The organism is Octadecabacter antarcticus 307, from assembly GCF_000155675.2.
Lineage (GTDB): Bacteria > Pseudomonadota > Alphaproteobacteria > Rhodobacterales > Rhodobacteraceae > Octadecabacter > Octadecabacter antarcticus.
On the sequence record NC_020911.1, the window covers coordinates 1,577,704 to 1,593,549 of the forward strand.

Sequence of the window (15,846 nt, forward strand, 5' to 3'; positions counted from 1 at the left end):
GGAGCGCGCCGTGATTGGCGACTAAGCAATCTTAGGCTGGCACTACGTTTCAACGCCATTCACGGGGCTGTGCATCGCGGGCGTGTGACTGCGCGCGAGGTCGTTTTCACGCTAATCCACTGAAAAAAAAGGCCCGACCATTTGATACGGTCGGGCCTGTAACACCTTGCAGTGCTGGAATGTTACAAAAGATCAGGTGGTGTGGCCGATACTTGCAAGTCGTCCACGATCGCCGCAAGAGTTGTTACAGACGTTTGCTTTTCCCCAAGGCGGCGGACGGACACTGTGCGGTCTTCGACTTCGCGCGCACCACAGGCAAGGATAACAGGGACCTTGCCGAGGGAATGTTCGCGGACCTTATAGTTGATCTTTTCGTTGCGGATGTCAGCCTCTGCGCGCACGCCTTTGGCGTTTAGGGCGGCGACGACTTCGCGCACGTAATCATCTGCGTCCGAAATGATCGACGCCACAACGACCTGACGTGGGGCGAGCCAGAACGGCAGTTTGCCTGCATGTTCTTCTATCAGGATGCCGATGAAACGTTCAAACGAGCCGAGTAACGCGCGGTGTAGCATGACGGGGCGGTGCTTTTCGCCGTCCGATCCGATGTAATTCGCATCCAACCGTTCGGGCAGCACGAAATCCACTTGGTGGGTGCCACATTGCCAATCACGACCAATCGCGTCTGTTAAAACGAATTCCAGCTTCGGGCCATAAAACGCGCCTTCGCCGGGGTTGAGTGTCGGTTCAATTCCGGCAGCGCGGGTCGCGGCAAGCAGCGCGGCTTCGGCTTTGTCCCATACCTCGTCAGATCCGGAGCGGACGTCGGGGCGGTCAGAAAATTTCACTTTGAAGTCTGAAAACCCGAGGTCTTGGTAGACTTCAGACAGCAAGGCGATGAACGCAATTGTCTCAACTTCGATTTGTTCTTCGGTGCAAAAAATATGGCCGTCGTCTTGGGTGAACCCGCGCACGCGCATAATGCCGTGCAGTGCGCCCGAGGGTTCGTAGCGGTTGCACGACCCAAACTCGGCCATGCGCACAGGCAGGTCGCGGTAGGATTTAAGCCCTTGATTATAAATCTGGACGTGGCACGGGCAGTTCATCGGCTTGAGTGCATTGACCGCTTTTTCGCGGGCGTGCTCTTCGTCGACTTCGACAATGAACATATGTTCCTGAAACTTTTCCCAGTGGCCAGATTGTTCCCACAATTTACGATCAACCACCTGCGGTGTGTTCACTTCGACATAGCCACCCGCACGCTGTTTGCGACGCATATAGTCTTGAAGTTGTGTGAAAATTAGCCAACCGTTCGGGTGCCAGAAGATTTGACCGGAGGCCTCTTCTTGCATGTGGAACAGGTTCATTTCGCGACCCAGTTTACGGTGGTCGCGTTTGGCGGCTTCCTCCAACATGTGCAGGTGCGCTTTGAGTTGTTCTTTGTTCTGGAACGCCACGCCGTAGATGCGTTGCAGCATCGTGCGGTCACTATCGCCACGCCAATAGGCACCGGCGATGGACATCAATTTCCATGAATCGCCAGGCACTTGGCCGGTGTTTTGCAGGTGCGGGCCACGGCACAGGTCCTGCCAGTCGCCGTGCCAATACATCCGCAGCGGTTCGTCACCGGGAATGCCGTTGATCAGTTCAATTTTGTACGGCTCACCGCGATCTTCGTAGTATTTGATCGCCACCTCACGGTCCCACACTTCGGTGCGTACGGCGTCACGTTTGTTGATGATTTCTTTCATCTTCTTTTCTATTGTACCGAGGTCGTCAGGCGTAAAAGCTTCTTTGCGATCAAAGTCATAGTACCAGCCGTCTTTGATCACGGGGCCGATGGTGACCTGTGTGTCAGGCCAGAGTTCCTGTACCGCGCGCGCCATAATATGTGCAAGATCGTGGCGGATCAGTTCAACGGCGGGGGCGGCGTCTTTCATGGTGTTAATGGCGATCGCCGCGTCGTCGTTGATCGGCCACGCCATGTCCCAGTGTTCGCCGTTCACCGTCGCTGAAATGGCTTTTTTCGCCAGCGAGGACGCGATTGATGCGGCGACGTCGGCAGGGGTGACGCCTGCGTCGTATTGACGTGCATTGCCGTCGGGAAATGTAAGGGAAATCTGCTGGGCCATCTTGGGCTCCTCGTCAGTTTGGCACCTACAAAAGCGCCCGGTTGCGGGTTATATTGGGGGCGTTTTGGACGATGGCTGGTGGGGCGTCAAGAGGGTGGCAAACGGCGTACACATCCTGTGCACAACTTGTATGTCTGCGCGTCACACCAAAGGCCTGCAAATAAGCGGGCCTTTCAAATATTTAGGGGCGTTTAGACCCGTGCGGCGAAGACCGCGTAGGCCATGATCAGGGTGCAGACCCAGCCAGCAGTAAAGATCAGCGACCGCACCGGCATTTTCGCAAGTCCCGAGATCATACCCGTCCACAGCGCCAGCGTCAGACCCCGATCCGACGATAAAGGGGGTTCACAGCGTGGCCGTGAGGGTCATCAGGCAGGTCAGAATGCCAAGTTCTGTTGGAAATTCCATTGTGTGGCTCCCTATGGAATCCTGTTCGAGTTTGGTTTTAAGATCGCTCAGGGTTTTGGGCTCAGGGCCTTGGCCGTCTTTTTGGCGCAAGGCATCCAGCAGTTTTTGGCGCGCCGCGTTCGCGAGGGCTTTGAGGGTATTTTCCATCGGTCTTTGAAAGTAATTAATTAGTCACGTGACAATAGAGTAACGTATTTTACCTGCGCTGCTTGCTGATATAGACTGGCTAAAAGACAGGCTAGGGGATTGAAATGACTGATACTTTCGTAACACCACAGAAGCGCACGATTGCCTATCATTTAACGGATGGCACAGGGCCAATGGTGGTGTTTCTGGGTGGTTTCAAGTCTGACATGACCGGCACGAAGGCGGTTTTCCTGGAAGGCTGGGCCAAAAAGGCAGGCCGCGCGTTCTTGCGATTCGATTATTCAGGACACGGGGAAAGCAGCGGTGTTTTTGAAGACTGCTGCATTGGAGATTGGTTTGATGATGCAACCGCCATGTTGGACCTGATCGCGGGGCCAGTGGTTCTGGTCGGATCATCCATGGGCGGCTGGATATCGTTGCAAATCGCGCGCGCGATGCCACGCCGCGTCGCAGGTCTGGTGACGATTGCTGCGGCACCCGATTTTACTGAGGACGGATTTTGGGCAACGTTTGACGACGCACAAAAGGCAGAATTAGAGGCCGAGGGGCGCGTTGCGGTGCCATCCGAGTATGGCGATCCCTACATCATCACTAAGCGGTTGATCGAGGAGGGGCGAGATCGTTTCGTTCTGCGCAAGACACTGGCGTTGCCGTTTGCGGTGCGATTCTTGCAGGGCACGGCGGATACGTCTGTGCCGACAGCAACGGCGTTGAAATTGTTTGAGCATGCAGACGGGAAAGATATGCGGCTGACGCTGGTGGACGGTGCGGATCATTCGTTTTCTGATGGCGCGTGTTTGGAGCTGATTGTGGCATCGATTGAAGAGGTGCTTGCGTCGCGCTAGCGGGCTGGTTTCGCCTGCGGCGGGCGGGGTCGCGCAGGACCCAACCGAGCGCACCGTGGATGACGGCGTGGATGACGACGTGGCGCATTGGGTTTCCCAGTGTGGGCATTTTGGTCTGAGTTGATGCGTGGCTTGCGCCTTTGCATCGTGTTGCTGTTTGGGCTTTATCGGGTGCTGCCGTCAATGAATGTGACGGTTGTGGTGGCGATGTTCGTGTTGGCAGGAATGACCAACGGGTCCTACCAGCAAATCCCGAGGGCGATGTATCTGGACCTGATGGATGTGACGCGCCGCGAATACGTTTGCGCCGCTGGTTTTTTGGGCGCGTTGCATGTGGCTGTTGGGACCAGCGGGCGTCTTGGCGCTGACGATTGTGTTACTGCTGAGCTTGTACCGCCCACGCGCACGAAAGGCATTTAATGGTACCTGACCTAAACGAAATTGACACATGGCAGTTGGCGCGTGAGCCGGACGTCAAAGGTCTGCGCGCAGGCTGTGCCATCCCGATCGAACGCATCCAGACGCCTGCATATTTCGCCTTTGGCGATACCGACCAAGTGGTCAGCCCGAACCAGACCGTACCACTGGCACAGTGGATCATTGATTGGGTCCAAAACCTTTAGGACGCCCCACAACGCGTCTGACCGTTCAGAGAGGGCAGTTTCGCGTGTGCCCGAGATTGGGGTTGCGTCTGGGGCTGACCCATGAACAACAACAACACCAGACAATCGGAAAGACGAGAAAGCACGCATGGCAGAACCCCTCGTTTTATTGCCAGGCATGATGTGCGACGCGCGTGTCTGGGCCACCCAGTTGACGGTTCTTAGTTATCAGCGTCCTGTGACGATTGCGCCCGTGTTCCTGGGGGAACGGATTGAAGAAATTGCATCTGAATTGCTGTCGTCCTTGCCCAGCAAATTTGCGCTGTGTGGTCATGGCATGGGCGGTGCGATCGCGCTTGAGTTGGTCCGACGTGCGCCTGAACGGGTTATTCGGCTGGCACTTATCGGGACCAACCCGTTAAGCGACACGCCACAAGAGGCCGCAGATCGCGAACCGCGGATAATTGGCGCAAAGTCTGGTCGGTTTGAGCGGATGTTGGAACAAGATATTTTGCCGCGGTATGCCGGGGGTGGGCCGTTGCGCGCCCATTCAATTGCGCAAATGCAGGAAATGGCGATGTCACTTGGGACTGATACCTATGTCCGCCAAGAACGCGCGATGCAGCGTCGGCGTGACCAGCAAAGCACTCTGCGCCGGATCACCCAGCCGACGTTGATTCTGGCGGGGGAGGACGACCAGATCGTGTCGCTGAAACGGCAGGAATTTTTGGCGTAATTGATCCCCTACGCTAAGTTGGGCGTGCTGCAAGGCGTCGGGCACACGGTGATGTTGGAAGACCCAGAAGGCACAACAGAGGCGTTGTATACGTGGATTCGCCAGCCATCGGTGTTGCGTTAGGACGCGGCGAACACATCTACAATCGAAACTAGATAGCCCCGTGTCGCCAAACTTTGTGTTTGGCTTGGGATTGAGTTGATAAAGACAGACAATCGCGCGTCGGCAGTCATCGAGATGACTGCCGATCTAATTGGGGCGATATCGCGGCGAACCTTCCTTGTACGACGCCATTGGCGCAGATCTGCGAAAGGACGACACCGTTCATTTTTTGACGGACTTCTTTTTAGGCGCTTTAGTGCGCAACTTAGGTTCTGTAGTGTCCAAAGGCACAACGTTTAAGGTATTTCTGGCCAGTGGCACAGTGCTATCAGGCTTCGCGACGATGTCCTTTGCAGAGGGTCCATTCGCTTTTTCGAGTTCAGCCTTGTCCGTTTCAGGCAATGCAAGGACCTTGGATTGGGCTGACTCTTCTGAATTGGCGTCGATAAAGTCCAGCACCAAGGGCCGGATATTTTCACGCCAGCTTTTGCCAGCAAAAATGCCGTAATGGCCCGCGCCCGGTTCAAGGTGCGACGCCTTTTTGCTGTCGGGCAGGCCGGTCAACAGATCAAGCGCTGCAAGGCACTGGCCCGGAGCCGAGATATCATCGTTTTCACCTTCAACGATTTTCACGGCGACGGTTGTGATTTTCCCGATATCAACAGCGCGGCCATCGACGGTGAAACTGTTTGTTGCGATCTCGCGGTCCTTAAAGATGCGCTGCACTGTGGACAAATAGAATTCTGCCGTCATGTCCATCACGGAGAGATATTCGTCATAGAACGTATTGTGCTTGTCATGCTCGGACGCTTCGCCGCTGGCGACGGCCGCGATCTGGTTTTTGAACGCATCCGAGTGGGTTTCGTTGTTCATGGAAATGAACGATGCCAATTGCAACATGCCCGGATAGACCTTGCGACCGACACCAGCATATTTGAAGCCCACACGCTGGATCGCTGCTTGTTCAAGCTGGCCCATGGTCACGGTGCGGCCAAAATCAGTAACTTCGGTATGGTTTGCTTCGGGATCGACGGGGCCGCCGATCAGGGTCATCGAACGCGGCTGTGCAGAGGGATCTTCTTCGGCAAGGTAGGCAACAGCGGCCAAGGTTAGCGGGACGGGCTGGCAGACGGCAACAACATGGGTGTCGGGGCCAAGTTCGCGCATGAAATCAACGAGGTAGAGTGTATAATCTTCGACGTCGAATTTGCCTTCGGAGACAGGGATGTCGCGGGCGTTGTGCCAATCGGTGACATAGACTTCGCAGTCCGCCATCAACGAGATTACGGTTTTGCGCAGCAGCGTCGCGTAGTGGCCCGACATCGGCGCGACCAAAAGAACGCGGCGTTTGCGGGTCTTGCGGCCGGGAATGGCGAAATACAACAAATCGCCAAAGGGTTTGCTAACCACGGTCTGGATTTGCACGATGTGGTCGCGGCCGTCCTCAGAAAATGTCAAAATGCCCCAGTCAGGTTTTGTCACCATGCGCGCAAAGCTGCGTTCAGTCACTTCGCCCCAAGCCCGCAGCATTTCCATCGACGGATTTGGCCACATGGCAACTGCCGGATAGGACGCCATCGCACGGGCCGTCGCGCCCAACCATTCATTGGTGTTTCTAACAGTTTCCATCATGTCGTAAGATGCCATATACTTCATCTGCTCGCCTTCGGGCTTTGGTCGCTCCCTGACTTTTGTGGCCGCTTGACCAGTCTTGAGGCGCGATGTGTTTTGGCATTGACGATTCCCCACCCAAAACAGAGAGACGGCCGTAAATGCTGCACCTGCACAATAAGAAGGCGACTGTGATATGACAACAGATGATTCAACAAACAGTGAATCCCGTGATCCCAGCGCGGCCCATCGTGCGGCACTGCCGAAATTGGAAAAGAATATGAAGCGTATACAGGATCTTACGCAGCGTCTTATGGGGGCCATGTCAAATAAGCGTAAGGTGCCACAGGATTTGCAGGGCCCCGCGCCGGAGCTTTATAGCAAGGCGGGCACGGTGGCGTTTCAGGAAATGATACAGAATCCGTCGAAAATTATCGAACAGCAGATCGGGTATTGGGGCAAAACGTTGCAGCATTTTGTCGACGCGCAGCAGGCGTTTGGCAAAGGTGAGCTTGCGGCCCCCGTTGATGACACGCCAACAGATCGCCGGTTCGCCAACCCGCTGTGGCAATCGCACCCGTATTTCAATTTCCTCAAGCAACAATACATGTTGAACGCACAGGCGATGGACAAAGCCGTGACCGAAATGGAGGGTCTGGACGATTCTGAAAAGCGCCGCTTGGAGTTTTTCAGCCATCAGATCGTTGATATGCTGAGCCCGACAAATTTTCTGGCAACCAACCCCGACGCGCTGACCAAGGCGGTTGAAACCGAAGGCGACAGCCTCGTGCGCGGTCTGGAAAACATGATTGCCGACCTAGAAGCCAACGATGGTGAACTGGTGGTGTCACTGGCCGATAAGTCGGCGTTTACGGTGGGTGAAAACCTTGCGACGACACCGGGTGAGGTGGTTTTTCGCAATCACATGTTTGAGCTGATCCAGTACGCGCCGAGTACTGAAAAAGTCCACACAACGCCGCTGATTATATTCCCGCCGTGGATCAACAAATTCTATATTCTTGATCTGAAAGCCCAAAATTCGCTGATCAAATGGATCGTCGATCAGGGATTCACATTGTTTGTGGTGTCATGGGCTAATGCAGATGCATCCTCCCGTGATATCGGGATGACGGATTATGTCGAAGACGGATATCTCACGGCGTTCGAAACTGTGCGTGAGATTTGCGCCGTTAAGAAGGTCAACGCGGTGGGCTATTGCATCGCGGGCACGACGCTGTCGCTGTCACTGACGGTGATGAAAGAGCGCGGCATTGATTACGTGAATTCCGCCACCTTGTTCACCACCCTGACCGATTTTTCCGATCGCGGAGAGGTCGGCGTGTTCCTGAACGATGATTTCGTTGACGGGATTGAAGCTGAAGTCAAAGAGGCCGGTTTCCTTGACAGTTATTTCATGAGCAAGACTTTCAGCTATCTGCGATCCAACGATCTAATCTATCAGCCCGCCATTCGCAGCTACATGCTGGGCGAAGCGCCGCCTGCGTTTGATCTGCTGTATTGGAATGGCGATGGTACGAATCTTCCGGGGAAGATGGCGATCGAATATCTGCGCGGGCTGTGTCAGAACGACAAGTTCGCGACCACTGGGTTTGATGTGGCGGGGATATCGGCCAAGATCGCGGACGTTGAGGTGCCAATCTGTGCGATTGCCTGTGAAAGCGATCACATTGCGGCTTGGAAATCATCGTATCAAGGTGTGCAAAAGATGGGGTCGAAGGACAAGACATTCATCCTGTCCGGATCAGGCCACATCGCGGGCATCGTGAATCCACCTACCAAGAAGAAGTATGGTTACTGCACCAACGACGACCTGTCGGTCAGCCCCGACGGTTGGCAGGCGGGCGCGCGCCAGCATGAGGGATCGTGGTGGCCGATGTGGGGCGACTGGTTGGCCAAGAAGTCGGGTAAGAAGATTGATGCCCGCACACCAGGATCGGCGAGCTACCCGCCGCTGGCACCGGCCCCCGGCAGCTATGTGTTACGCGCAAAGGTGGTATGATACCGGCGATTTTTGGCCGATCGTTGTCATGTATTGCAGGCGATAGCGTAGAAAGCACGGCGTTTTCTGTGACTTAAGCCGCGATGGCACTTTTTATGCTGCAGCGCAGAATTTACTTGAAATGCTGCGCTGCAGCATGTAGGTAGGGTGCAGATAAGAAACGTCGGAATGTTCCGGCACAGATATTTAAGGAGCACCAAAATGGCTGCCAAGACACAAGATTTCACCGCCGCAATGAAAGACATGATGGGTTCGTTCCCAGTCGACACAAAAGCAATGGACGACGCGATCAAAACGCAGTCTTCGTTGAACGAAAAGCTGTCCGCTGTTTCCTTGACTGCCGCACAGAAATCCACCGACCTGTCCGCTAAGTGGGCACAGGACACGCTGACAAAAATGACAGCGCTTTCCACTGCTAAAACTGAGCCAGCTGACTACGCGAAATCCGTATCCGACTTCGCAACTGCGTCTGCTGAAGCTGCTGCTGAGCACATGGCGTCGTTCGCCGAGATCGCTAAATCCGTTCAGACAGAAGCGCTGGAACTGATGATGGCTGCTGGCAAAGACATCGGCGAAGACATGTCGGCTGTTGCGAAAAAAGCGACTGATGACGTGACTGCTGCTGCTAAGAAAGCCACTACTGCAAAGTAAGGGTCAGAAAATAGATACGCGCTTTCTCCTCCCGAAGCGTGAAGTCTTTTCTAAGGGCGTGCTGTTCCTCCCGACAGCACGCCCTTTTCTTTTGCTGCGTTGCAGCCTAGGCTTCTCTGCACTGCAACAAAGCCTTTGGAGGGCACGAGTTGGCCAACACATCACAGCCACTGCTGGTTAAACGCTACGCGAGCCGTCGTTTATACAACACCGAGACCAGCGATTACGTCACCTTAGAAGACATCGCGACCTTCATTCGGGAGGGCCGTGAGGTGCAGATCATTGATCTGAAATCAGGTGACGATCTGACGCGGCAGTATCTTTTGCAGATCATCGCCGAACACGAAAGCCGTGGGGAAAGCGTGCTTCCGGTGGACGTGCTGACTGATTTGGTGCGATCCTATACATCGCAATCCATGTCCGTGGTGCCGCAGTTTCTGTCGCAATCGTTTGACATGCTGCGCGATCGGCAATCCAAGATCATGGAAGATATAGGATCGACAAATCCATTGGCAAAGATGCCAGGATTTGAAGCAATGCAAGCGCAGCAAAAGGCGTTCATGAAGGCAATGACGGGTGGCATAATACCCAGTGCGCTGGCAACCGAATCGACTGACAAGAACGACGACCTGAGCGAGATCAAAGCAGAGCTCGCGGCGTTGCAGAAAAAGCTGTCCAAACTCGGCAAGTGAGAATTTTTTGATAGCTTGGGGTCTCGCGTTGGCGCGCGTTGGCCCTACGCCGCTTTTTGCGTGGCCGCGGTTTGCGCGGCGTCACGCAAGACGTCAGCTATCACATCACATTCGGCCAAAGTCAGGCGTGCGGGCAAGCGTACGTCGCAGGCCCGCATGAGCATGGCGCGGGTCTGCGGTAAATCGGGCGCGTCGCCCAAGAACTGCCAGTTCCAGAAAGCGCGTGCGTTGTCCGTGCTTTGACCAAATATTTGAACCTTTAGGCCGCGCGCGGCAGCTGCCACAGCAAAGGCTTTGGCCTGCGCATCGGTCATACAACACAGGTTGAACTGGATCGAATCCGGCGCGCGGGATTCGCCATCCAGCGGCGCGGGGACATCGAGATTGGGACAGGCGTTCAGCCGTGCCGCAACATGATCGTGATTGCGCAATCCATCCGTCACGCGGCGGGGCAATTCGGCCAATTGCGGGCGAATGATCGCCGCCGTCAAATTTGACATGCGCAGGTTATAAAGAGGCAGCTTGTTCTGCCAGTGGGTGATCGCGGCGGCGGGAACGGCGTGTTTCGTCCACGTGTGTTCATAGGCCCCCGACATGATGATCGCGCGTGCCACGAGGTCTGCATCATCGGTCACAAGGATGCCGCCTTCGCCCGCGTTAATCATCTTGTAGCTTTGAAAGCTGAAGCAACCGATCCGCCCAATCGTGCCGATCTTGCGCCCGTTCCACGTGGTGCCAAGGCTGTGGGCGGCGTCTTCGATGACCGGAGTATCTGCGGCGGTGCAAAGGTCGATGATCGCGTCCATGTCCGACGTGTGCCCGCGCATATGGGAGATCAGAACAGCATCGCAATTCGGCAATTTGGCCGCAAAATCAACAATATCGATGCGGTAGTTGGCGCTACATTCGACCAAAACCGGCACGCAGTCGGCATGAACAACGGATGATGGGACAGCCGCAAACGTAAACGCGGGGATCAGCACGCGGGCGTTTTTGGGTAGATCGAGGGCTTTGATGGACAGAAACAGTGCTGCCGAACAGCTTGACACGGCGAGCGCGTATTTAGCGCCCATCATGGCGGCGAATTCTTGTTCGAGCAGGGATACCGGCGCATTTTCGGGGGCCGTGTAGCGGAACAAATCTGCCGAAGCGAGCAGTCGCGTGACCTCTTCCAGTGCCGTGGCGGGGATTGGTTCGGCGGCGTAAACATCAGGAATTTGGGTCATGCGCGTTAACTTTCGGAATGGCGTATTCGCAGACAACTATATCATATTTTACGTGACATATCCATGACAAATCACGCGCGATATACTGGCGCACCCTGTTGCGACGGGGTTGTCTTAGGGCGTGTCGCGCAGGTCAAAATACTCAAGCTCGTAGGATTCTGGCTGGCTTTGGATCACGCGGACATCGTCGCGAGACCCGCCATCCACGAGGATCCAGAAACAATCGGCGCAAGCGCTTTGCAACCTCTCTCGGGTAAAAATGGTGAAGTCAGCAGCAAAATCATATTGGTCCAACGTTTGGTTCGTCAGCGTGTCGAGCGCGAGTTGATCCAAGTCCGCCGCGCCATCAACCCATGCCGTGACTGAATAATAGCGCACGTTGGGATATGGGATCGGTGCGCCGCCTGCGAGAACAGGGGTGCGGCTGTCGCCGTCGCCCACAACGCCATTACCAAGGTCGGTGATTGTGACATCGCGCAGGTTCGCATCGTCGGGCAAAACGGCAGTCAGTGCGAGCGACACAAGTAGTTCATGCGCGACTGTGTCAAGTGGGGCAGATGTCGGCGTGATGACCGTGGGAAAGCTGATTTGCATCGCCGCCGCGTCGCGCGACTGCGGGAAGCCGGACTGGGGGTGGGCATGCAGCAACATGAAGTCGGGGTCTGCTGCGACCGCTTCAATCGTGGACAGATAGTCGGCATGGGTGTCAAAGCGGTCCTCGATCCGTTGGATCTGGGCTGCGGCGGTGCGCAGCCCAGCGTAGTTGATATCCGTCGTATCAACAAAACTGCCGCAGGCGGAAATGGCGCAACTGACGGTGCCGACAAGCGTGTCGTTACGGTAAATCTGGGCGATAATGTCTTCGGGCGGGGCGGTGATGGTCAGGGTCGCGTTGGTCGCAGGCGTAAACTGCCCCGCGACCTGACCGACTGCGTCCGTCATATTAACATAGGCGCTACCCAGCGCGGCCCTGATAACATCAATATCGCGCACAAAAAGCGGGGCAGGGCCAAGGTTGAACAGAACCAGCGCAATATCCCCCTGATCCAGATCGATGTCCTGTAAGAAGTACAGCTTTTCGACCTCCGCCACGACGGGTGGGGGTGGTGTCGGGTTAGGCTGCGCCAGTTGCTGGGTTTCCATTGGGGTCGGTTCGGACCCGCGAACCAGATAAAACCCCGCGAACGCGATCAACCCGCCGAGCAGTATTACGCCAAGAAATGCCAGTCGTATCATACGTTTAACAGCAGGTGCTCGCGCTCCCACGGGCTGATAACCTGCAAGAACTCTTCGTATTCGGCGAGTTTGACGATGGAATAGACGCGGGCGAAATCCGGGCCGAGGACATCGTGCATTTCTGTATTTCCATCAAAAAGTTCCAACGCTGCATGAAGGCCCTGCGGCAGTTCCCCATCACCTTCATAGGCGTCGCCACTGAAAATCGCGTCCGGTTTGGATTTGTTTTTCATGCCGAGGTATCCGCAGGCCAATGACGCGGCGATGCACAGATACGGATTGCAATCCATCCCTGCAATACGGTTTTCAACCCGCCGTGCGGCAGGGGACGACAGTGGCACGCGCAATCCTGTGGTGCGATTGTCGCGCGCCCAGCTTAGGTTGATCGGGGCGGCGTGGTCTTTGACGTAGCGCCGATAGCTGTTCACATAAGGTGCCATGACCGCAATGACGCTTGGCATGTGTTGTTGCAAGCCGCCGATGAAGTGGAAAAACGCGTCGGTTTCTTCGTCGTTTGGTCCGGTGAAGATGTTTTTGCCGTCTTTGTCCAAAATCGAATGGTGCACATGCATCGCCGATCCGGGTTCGTTTTCGATTGGTTTGGCCATGAACGTGGCATAGCAATTGTGCTTTAATGCGGCCTCTTTCAGCAGGCGTTTGAAGAAAAATACCTCATCTGCGAGCTTGACCGGATCGCCGTGGTTGAGGTTGATTTCAAGCTGACCTGCGCCGCCTTCTTGGGTGATACCGTCAATTTCAAAGCCTTGAATTTCCGCAAATTCATAGATGTCGTCGATTACAGGGCCATAGTCGTCCACCGCGGTCATCGAATAGGCCTGCCGCGCCGCTGCGGGGCGACCTGAACGCCCGATCATCGGTTCAATCGGCTTGGCCGGATCAGTATTGGGCGCCACAAGGAAGAATTCCATTTCCGGTGCCACAACAGGCGTCCAGCCTTCTGCCGCGTACAAGGCAACAACGCGCTTGAGCACATTGCGCGGGCTGAATTGCACTGGATCGCCTTTTTGATCGAATGCATCATGGATTACTTGCAGCGTGCCATCCGCAGCCCAGGGGGCGGCGGTGGCTGTCGAATAATCAGGCTTAAGAATCATGTCGGGTTCGGTAAACCCGGCGTCCCCTGCAGCTTCGCCCCAACCACCCGTAAGCGTTTGAAAGAAAATAGATTCAGGCAGGTGAAACTGCGTCAGCTTTTCCCATTTGGCCGCTGGAACCGCCTTACCGCGGGCGATCCCGGGCAGGTCGGAAATCATGCATTCGACTTCGTCCAGACGGTTTGCATCAAGATAATCGCGTGCCGCTTGTGGGATATTGTTTGTCCAGCTCATGGTTTCGCTCCTTTGAAGAACGCGCCGATTTTGGTTGCGAGTTGCGCGTTGTCGACGTCTTTCGTGAGGTTATTTTTCGCAGTTTCAATCAGCGCAGGCGGGACCGTCCCTGCGCGTGCGCTGATCAAGCCGTCAATGAAAGTGGCGTCAAATTCGGGGTGGGCTTGCACGGTAAAGATGCGGTCGCCGTACACCAGTGCTGCATTTTCGCAAAAGGCGTTTGAGGCTATAGGCGTCGAGTCGGCGGGGCGCTGCACAACCTGATCTTGATGCCATGCGTTCAGATAAACTTGATCGCCTTGCCAGTCATAAGTTTGGCGCCCGACGGCCCAGCCGCCATCGTATTTTTCAACTTTGCCGCCCAAGGCCTGCGCGATGATTTGGTGGCCAAAGCAAATGCCAACCAGTGGTCGCGCGGTGCTGTAGATATCGCGGATCAAGGTTTCCAGTGGCGCGATCCACGGCAAGTCTTCGTAGGCGCCGTGTTTGGATCCGGTGATCAGCCAGCCATCGCAAACGTCCGGTCCTTCGGGAAAGTCACCGTCCACAACCGCGAATGTCTCAAATGTGAAGCCTTGACCATTCAGCAGCCGTTCAAACAAATTGTTGATGTCGCCAATGGTCGGACGCAGCTCATCAGGAGCATGGCCAGTTTGCAGAATACCGATTTTCATGAAGCACCAGTGTTATGGAATTGAATTTGTATTAAGGCGTGGCGCGCCGTCGCGCAAGCGCAAGCGCATGCCAATTGAGCGGCAATCAGACTGTATCAAGGTAAAGGTCGATCTGTTCTTCGGGGCTGAGTTCGGCGAAAGCCTGCAATTCCTGCCGCTTGGTCGCAACAAGGTTGCTGATGAGTTCGGCGGGGAAAATCCGCGCGATGCGGTCGTCGGATTCGAATAAATCAATGGCGTCGCCCCACGCACTGGGCAGTTGCGGTAAGCCTTGATCGTAGGCGTTTCCGGTGATCGGTGGGGGGGGCATTTGTGCGTCCTCGATGCCAGTAAGGGCCGCCCCAAGAACGGCTGCCAGCATCAGGTAGGGGTTCACATCGCCGCCCGCGACGCGGTGTTCGATGCGGCGCGCCTTGTAGGATCCACCAGGTATGCGGATCGCGGCGGTGCGGTTTTCATAGGCCCAGCAGATCGACGTCGGCGCATGGGCATTGGGGACAAGGCGGTCGTATGAATTGCCGTGCGGTGCGAGGATCAGCGCAGAGGCAGACAACCCGTTCATGCAACCTGCAATGGCGTGGTGCAGCACGTCGGTGCCGTTAGGTCCGCCATCGTCGAAGATGTTGTTGCCATCTTTGTCGAGCACCGAAAAATGCACATGCATGCCGTTTCCGGAATATTCGGGGTAGGGTTTTGCCATAAACGATGCGGCAAATCCGTGCTGTCGCGCAACGCCGCGCACCAGCAGTTTGAACAACCAAGTGTCGTCAGCGGCTTTCATAGCTGGGCTGTGGGACAGGTTGATTTCGAACTGCCCAAGGCCGGCTTCCGAGATGGCAGTTTCGGCGTGAATGTCCATTGCTTCGGCACCGTCATAAAGCGCTGTAAAGTAGTTATCGAACGCATCGAGCGCGCGCAGAGACAGGATTTCTGCACCGGGGCGTCGTTTGCCTGAGCGTGGGCTGGGCACAACTTGCAGGTCTTTGCCGCTGTCATCTACAAGGTAGAATTCCAGTTCTGTGCCACAGACCGGCGTCAGGCCACGGTCTGCGTAGCGTTTTAACACTGCCGCCAGTGCGTGGCGCGGATCGCCGTCAAATGCACGGCCGTCTTCGCGATACATCCACATCGGCAAAAGTGCTGACGGATTATCGAGCCACGGCATCGGCAGAAATCCACGTTCCGTCGGCAGGCAAACACCGTCCGGATCGCCTGCTTCGAACACCAGTGGTGAATCATCGATATCTTCGCCCCAAATGTCGAGGTTCAGCGCGGAGAGTGGAAAGCGCGTGCCGTCTTCTTCAATCCCCTGCGCGAACTGTGTCGGCATACGTTTACCACGGGCGACACCGTTCAGGTCAGAGGCCGCGACGCGGATGGTTTTGATGTGTGGGTTATCATGAAGCCATGACATG

Annotated in this window: 16 protein-coding genes; 8 read left to right on the plus strand and 8 right to left on the minus strand. The window is 55.7% G+C overall.

Annotated features, from left to right (window positions below):
- Nucleotides 1–182: 182 nt before the first annotated feature.
- Nucleotides 183–2,132, minus strand: coding sequence for a threonine--tRNA ligase (gene thrS, locus OAN307_RS08115; RefSeq protein ID WP_015499298.1), 1,950 nt, complete (start codon nt 2,130–2,132; stop codon nt 183–185).
- A 345-nt stretch (nt 2,133–2,477) separates the two neighbouring features.
- Nucleotides 2,478–2,687, minus strand: coding sequence for a hypothetical protein (locus tag OAN307_RS29805; protein ID WP_044043423.1), 210 nt, complete (start codon nt 2,685–2,687; stop codon nt 2,478–2,480).
- A gap of 104 nt (nt 2,688–2,791) precedes the next feature.
- Here OAN307_RS29805 and OAN307_RS08125 point away from each other — a divergent pair, with 104 nt between their 5' ends.
- The 5 genes from OAN307_RS08125 to OAN307_RS30920 all read left to right on the plus strand — a co-directional run bounded on the left by OAN307_RS08125 (nt 2,792) and on the right by OAN307_RS30920 (nt 4,993).
- Nucleotides 2,792–3,532: an alpha/beta hydrolase gene (locus OAN307_RS08125; RefSeq protein ID WP_015499300.1), complete on the plus strand. Its 741-nt coding sequence runs from the start codon at nt 2,792–2,794 to the stop codon at nt 3,530–3,532.
- A 123-nt stretch (nt 3,533–3,655) separates the two neighbouring features.
- Nucleotides 3,656–3,952 carry a hypothetical protein gene (locus tag OAN307_RS08130; RefSeq protein WP_015499301.1) on the plus strand — a complete coding sequence of 99 codons (297 nt, stop codon included), beginning with the start codon at nt 3,656–3,658 and terminating at the stop codon, nt 3,950–3,952.
- Nucleotides 3,952–4,155: a hypothetical protein gene (locus tag OAN307_RS08135; RefSeq protein WP_044043425.1), complete on the plus strand. Its 204-nt coding sequence runs from the start codon at nt 3,952–3,954 to the stop codon at nt 4,153–4,155. The genes OAN307_RS08130 and OAN307_RS08135 overlap by 1 nt, the downstream gene beginning before the upstream one ends.
- Nucleotides 4,156–4,282: 127 nt before the next feature.
- Entirely contained in the window at nt 4,283–4,870 is a 588-nt protein-coding gene (locus tag OAN307_RS08140) for an alpha/beta fold hydrolase (RefSeq protein WP_015499303.1), read from the plus strand.
- Nucleotides 4,871–4,993 (plus strand): hypothetical protein, encoded by a 123-nt coding sequence (locus OAN307_RS30920; protein WP_333783203.1) that lies wholly within the window; start codon nt 4,871–4,873, stop codon nt 4,991–4,993.
- A gap of 201 nt (nt 4,994–5,194) precedes the next feature.
- Here OAN307_RS30920 and phaZ read toward each other — a convergent pair whose 3' ends face one another.
- Complete coding sequence (gene phaZ, locus OAN307_RS08145; RefSeq protein ID WP_015499304.1) at nt 5,195–6,628, minus strand: polyhydroxyalkanoate depolymerase; 1,434 nt, start codon at nt 6,626–6,628, stop codon at nt 5,195–5,197.
- Nucleotides 6,629–6,779: 151 nt separating this feature from the next.
- Between phaZ and OAN307_RS08150 the strand changes: the two genes are divergently transcribed.
- From OAN307_RS08150 to phaR, 3 genes are all read left to right on the plus strand, one after another.
- Nucleotides 6,780–8,603: a PHA/PHB synthase family protein gene (locus tag OAN307_RS08150; protein WP_015499305.1), complete on the plus strand. Its 1,824-nt coding sequence runs from the start codon at nt 6,780–6,782 to the stop codon at nt 8,601–8,603.
- A 201-nt stretch (nt 8,604–8,804) separates the two neighbouring features.
- Nucleotides 8,805–9,254: a phasin family protein gene (locus tag OAN307_RS08155; RefSeq protein ID WP_044043426.1), complete on the plus strand. Its 450-nt coding sequence runs from the start codon at nt 8,805–8,807 to the stop codon at nt 9,252–9,254.
- A 149-nt stretch (nt 9,255–9,403) separates the two neighbouring features.
- The gene (phaR, locus tag OAN307_RS08160; RefSeq protein WP_015499307.1) at nt 9,404–9,946 is read left to right on the plus strand and encodes a polyhydroxyalkanoate synthesis repressor PhaR; all 543 of its coding nucleotides are present in this window, start codon (nt 9,404–9,406) and stop codon (nt 9,944–9,946) included.
- 44 nt (nt 9,947–9,990) lie between these two features.
- On the opposite strand, the gene OAN307_RS08165 is transcribed toward phaR, so the two are convergent.
- From OAN307_RS08165 to OAN307_RS08185, 5 genes are all read right to left on the minus strand, one after another.
- Nucleotides 9,991–11,172, minus strand: coding sequence for a DegT/DnrJ/EryC1/StrS family aminotransferase (locus tag OAN307_RS08165; protein WP_044043427.1), 1,182 nt, complete (start codon nt 11,170–11,172; stop codon nt 9,991–9,993).
- A gap of 114 nt (nt 11,173–11,286) precedes the next feature.
- Entirely contained in the window at nt 11,287–12,408 is a 1,122-nt protein-coding gene (locus OAN307_RS08170; RefSeq protein ID WP_015499309.1) for a hypothetical protein, read from the minus strand.
- On the minus strand, nt 12,405–13,757 hold the full coding sequence (locus OAN307_RS08175) for a glutamine synthetase family protein (RefSeq protein WP_015499310.1): 1,353 nt from the start codon (nt 13,755–13,757) through the stop codon (nt 12,405–12,407). Before OAN307_RS08175 ends, OAN307_RS08170 begins: the two co-directional genes overlap by 4 nt.
- Nucleotides 13,754–14,431 carry a type 1 glutamine amidotransferase gene (locus tag OAN307_RS08180; RefSeq protein WP_015499311.1) on the minus strand — a complete coding sequence of 226 codons (678 nt, stop codon included), beginning with the start codon at nt 14,429–14,431 and terminating at the stop codon, nt 13,754–13,756. The genes OAN307_RS08175 and OAN307_RS08180 overlap by 4 nt, the downstream gene beginning before the upstream one ends.
- Before the next feature lie 85 nt (nt 14,432–14,516).
- A complete protein-coding gene (locus OAN307_RS08185) occupies nt 14,517–15,845 on the minus strand; it encodes a glutamine synthetase family protein (protein ID WP_015499312.1) in 1,329 nt (442 codons plus the stop codon).
- Nucleotide 15,846 lies beyond the last annotated feature (1 nt).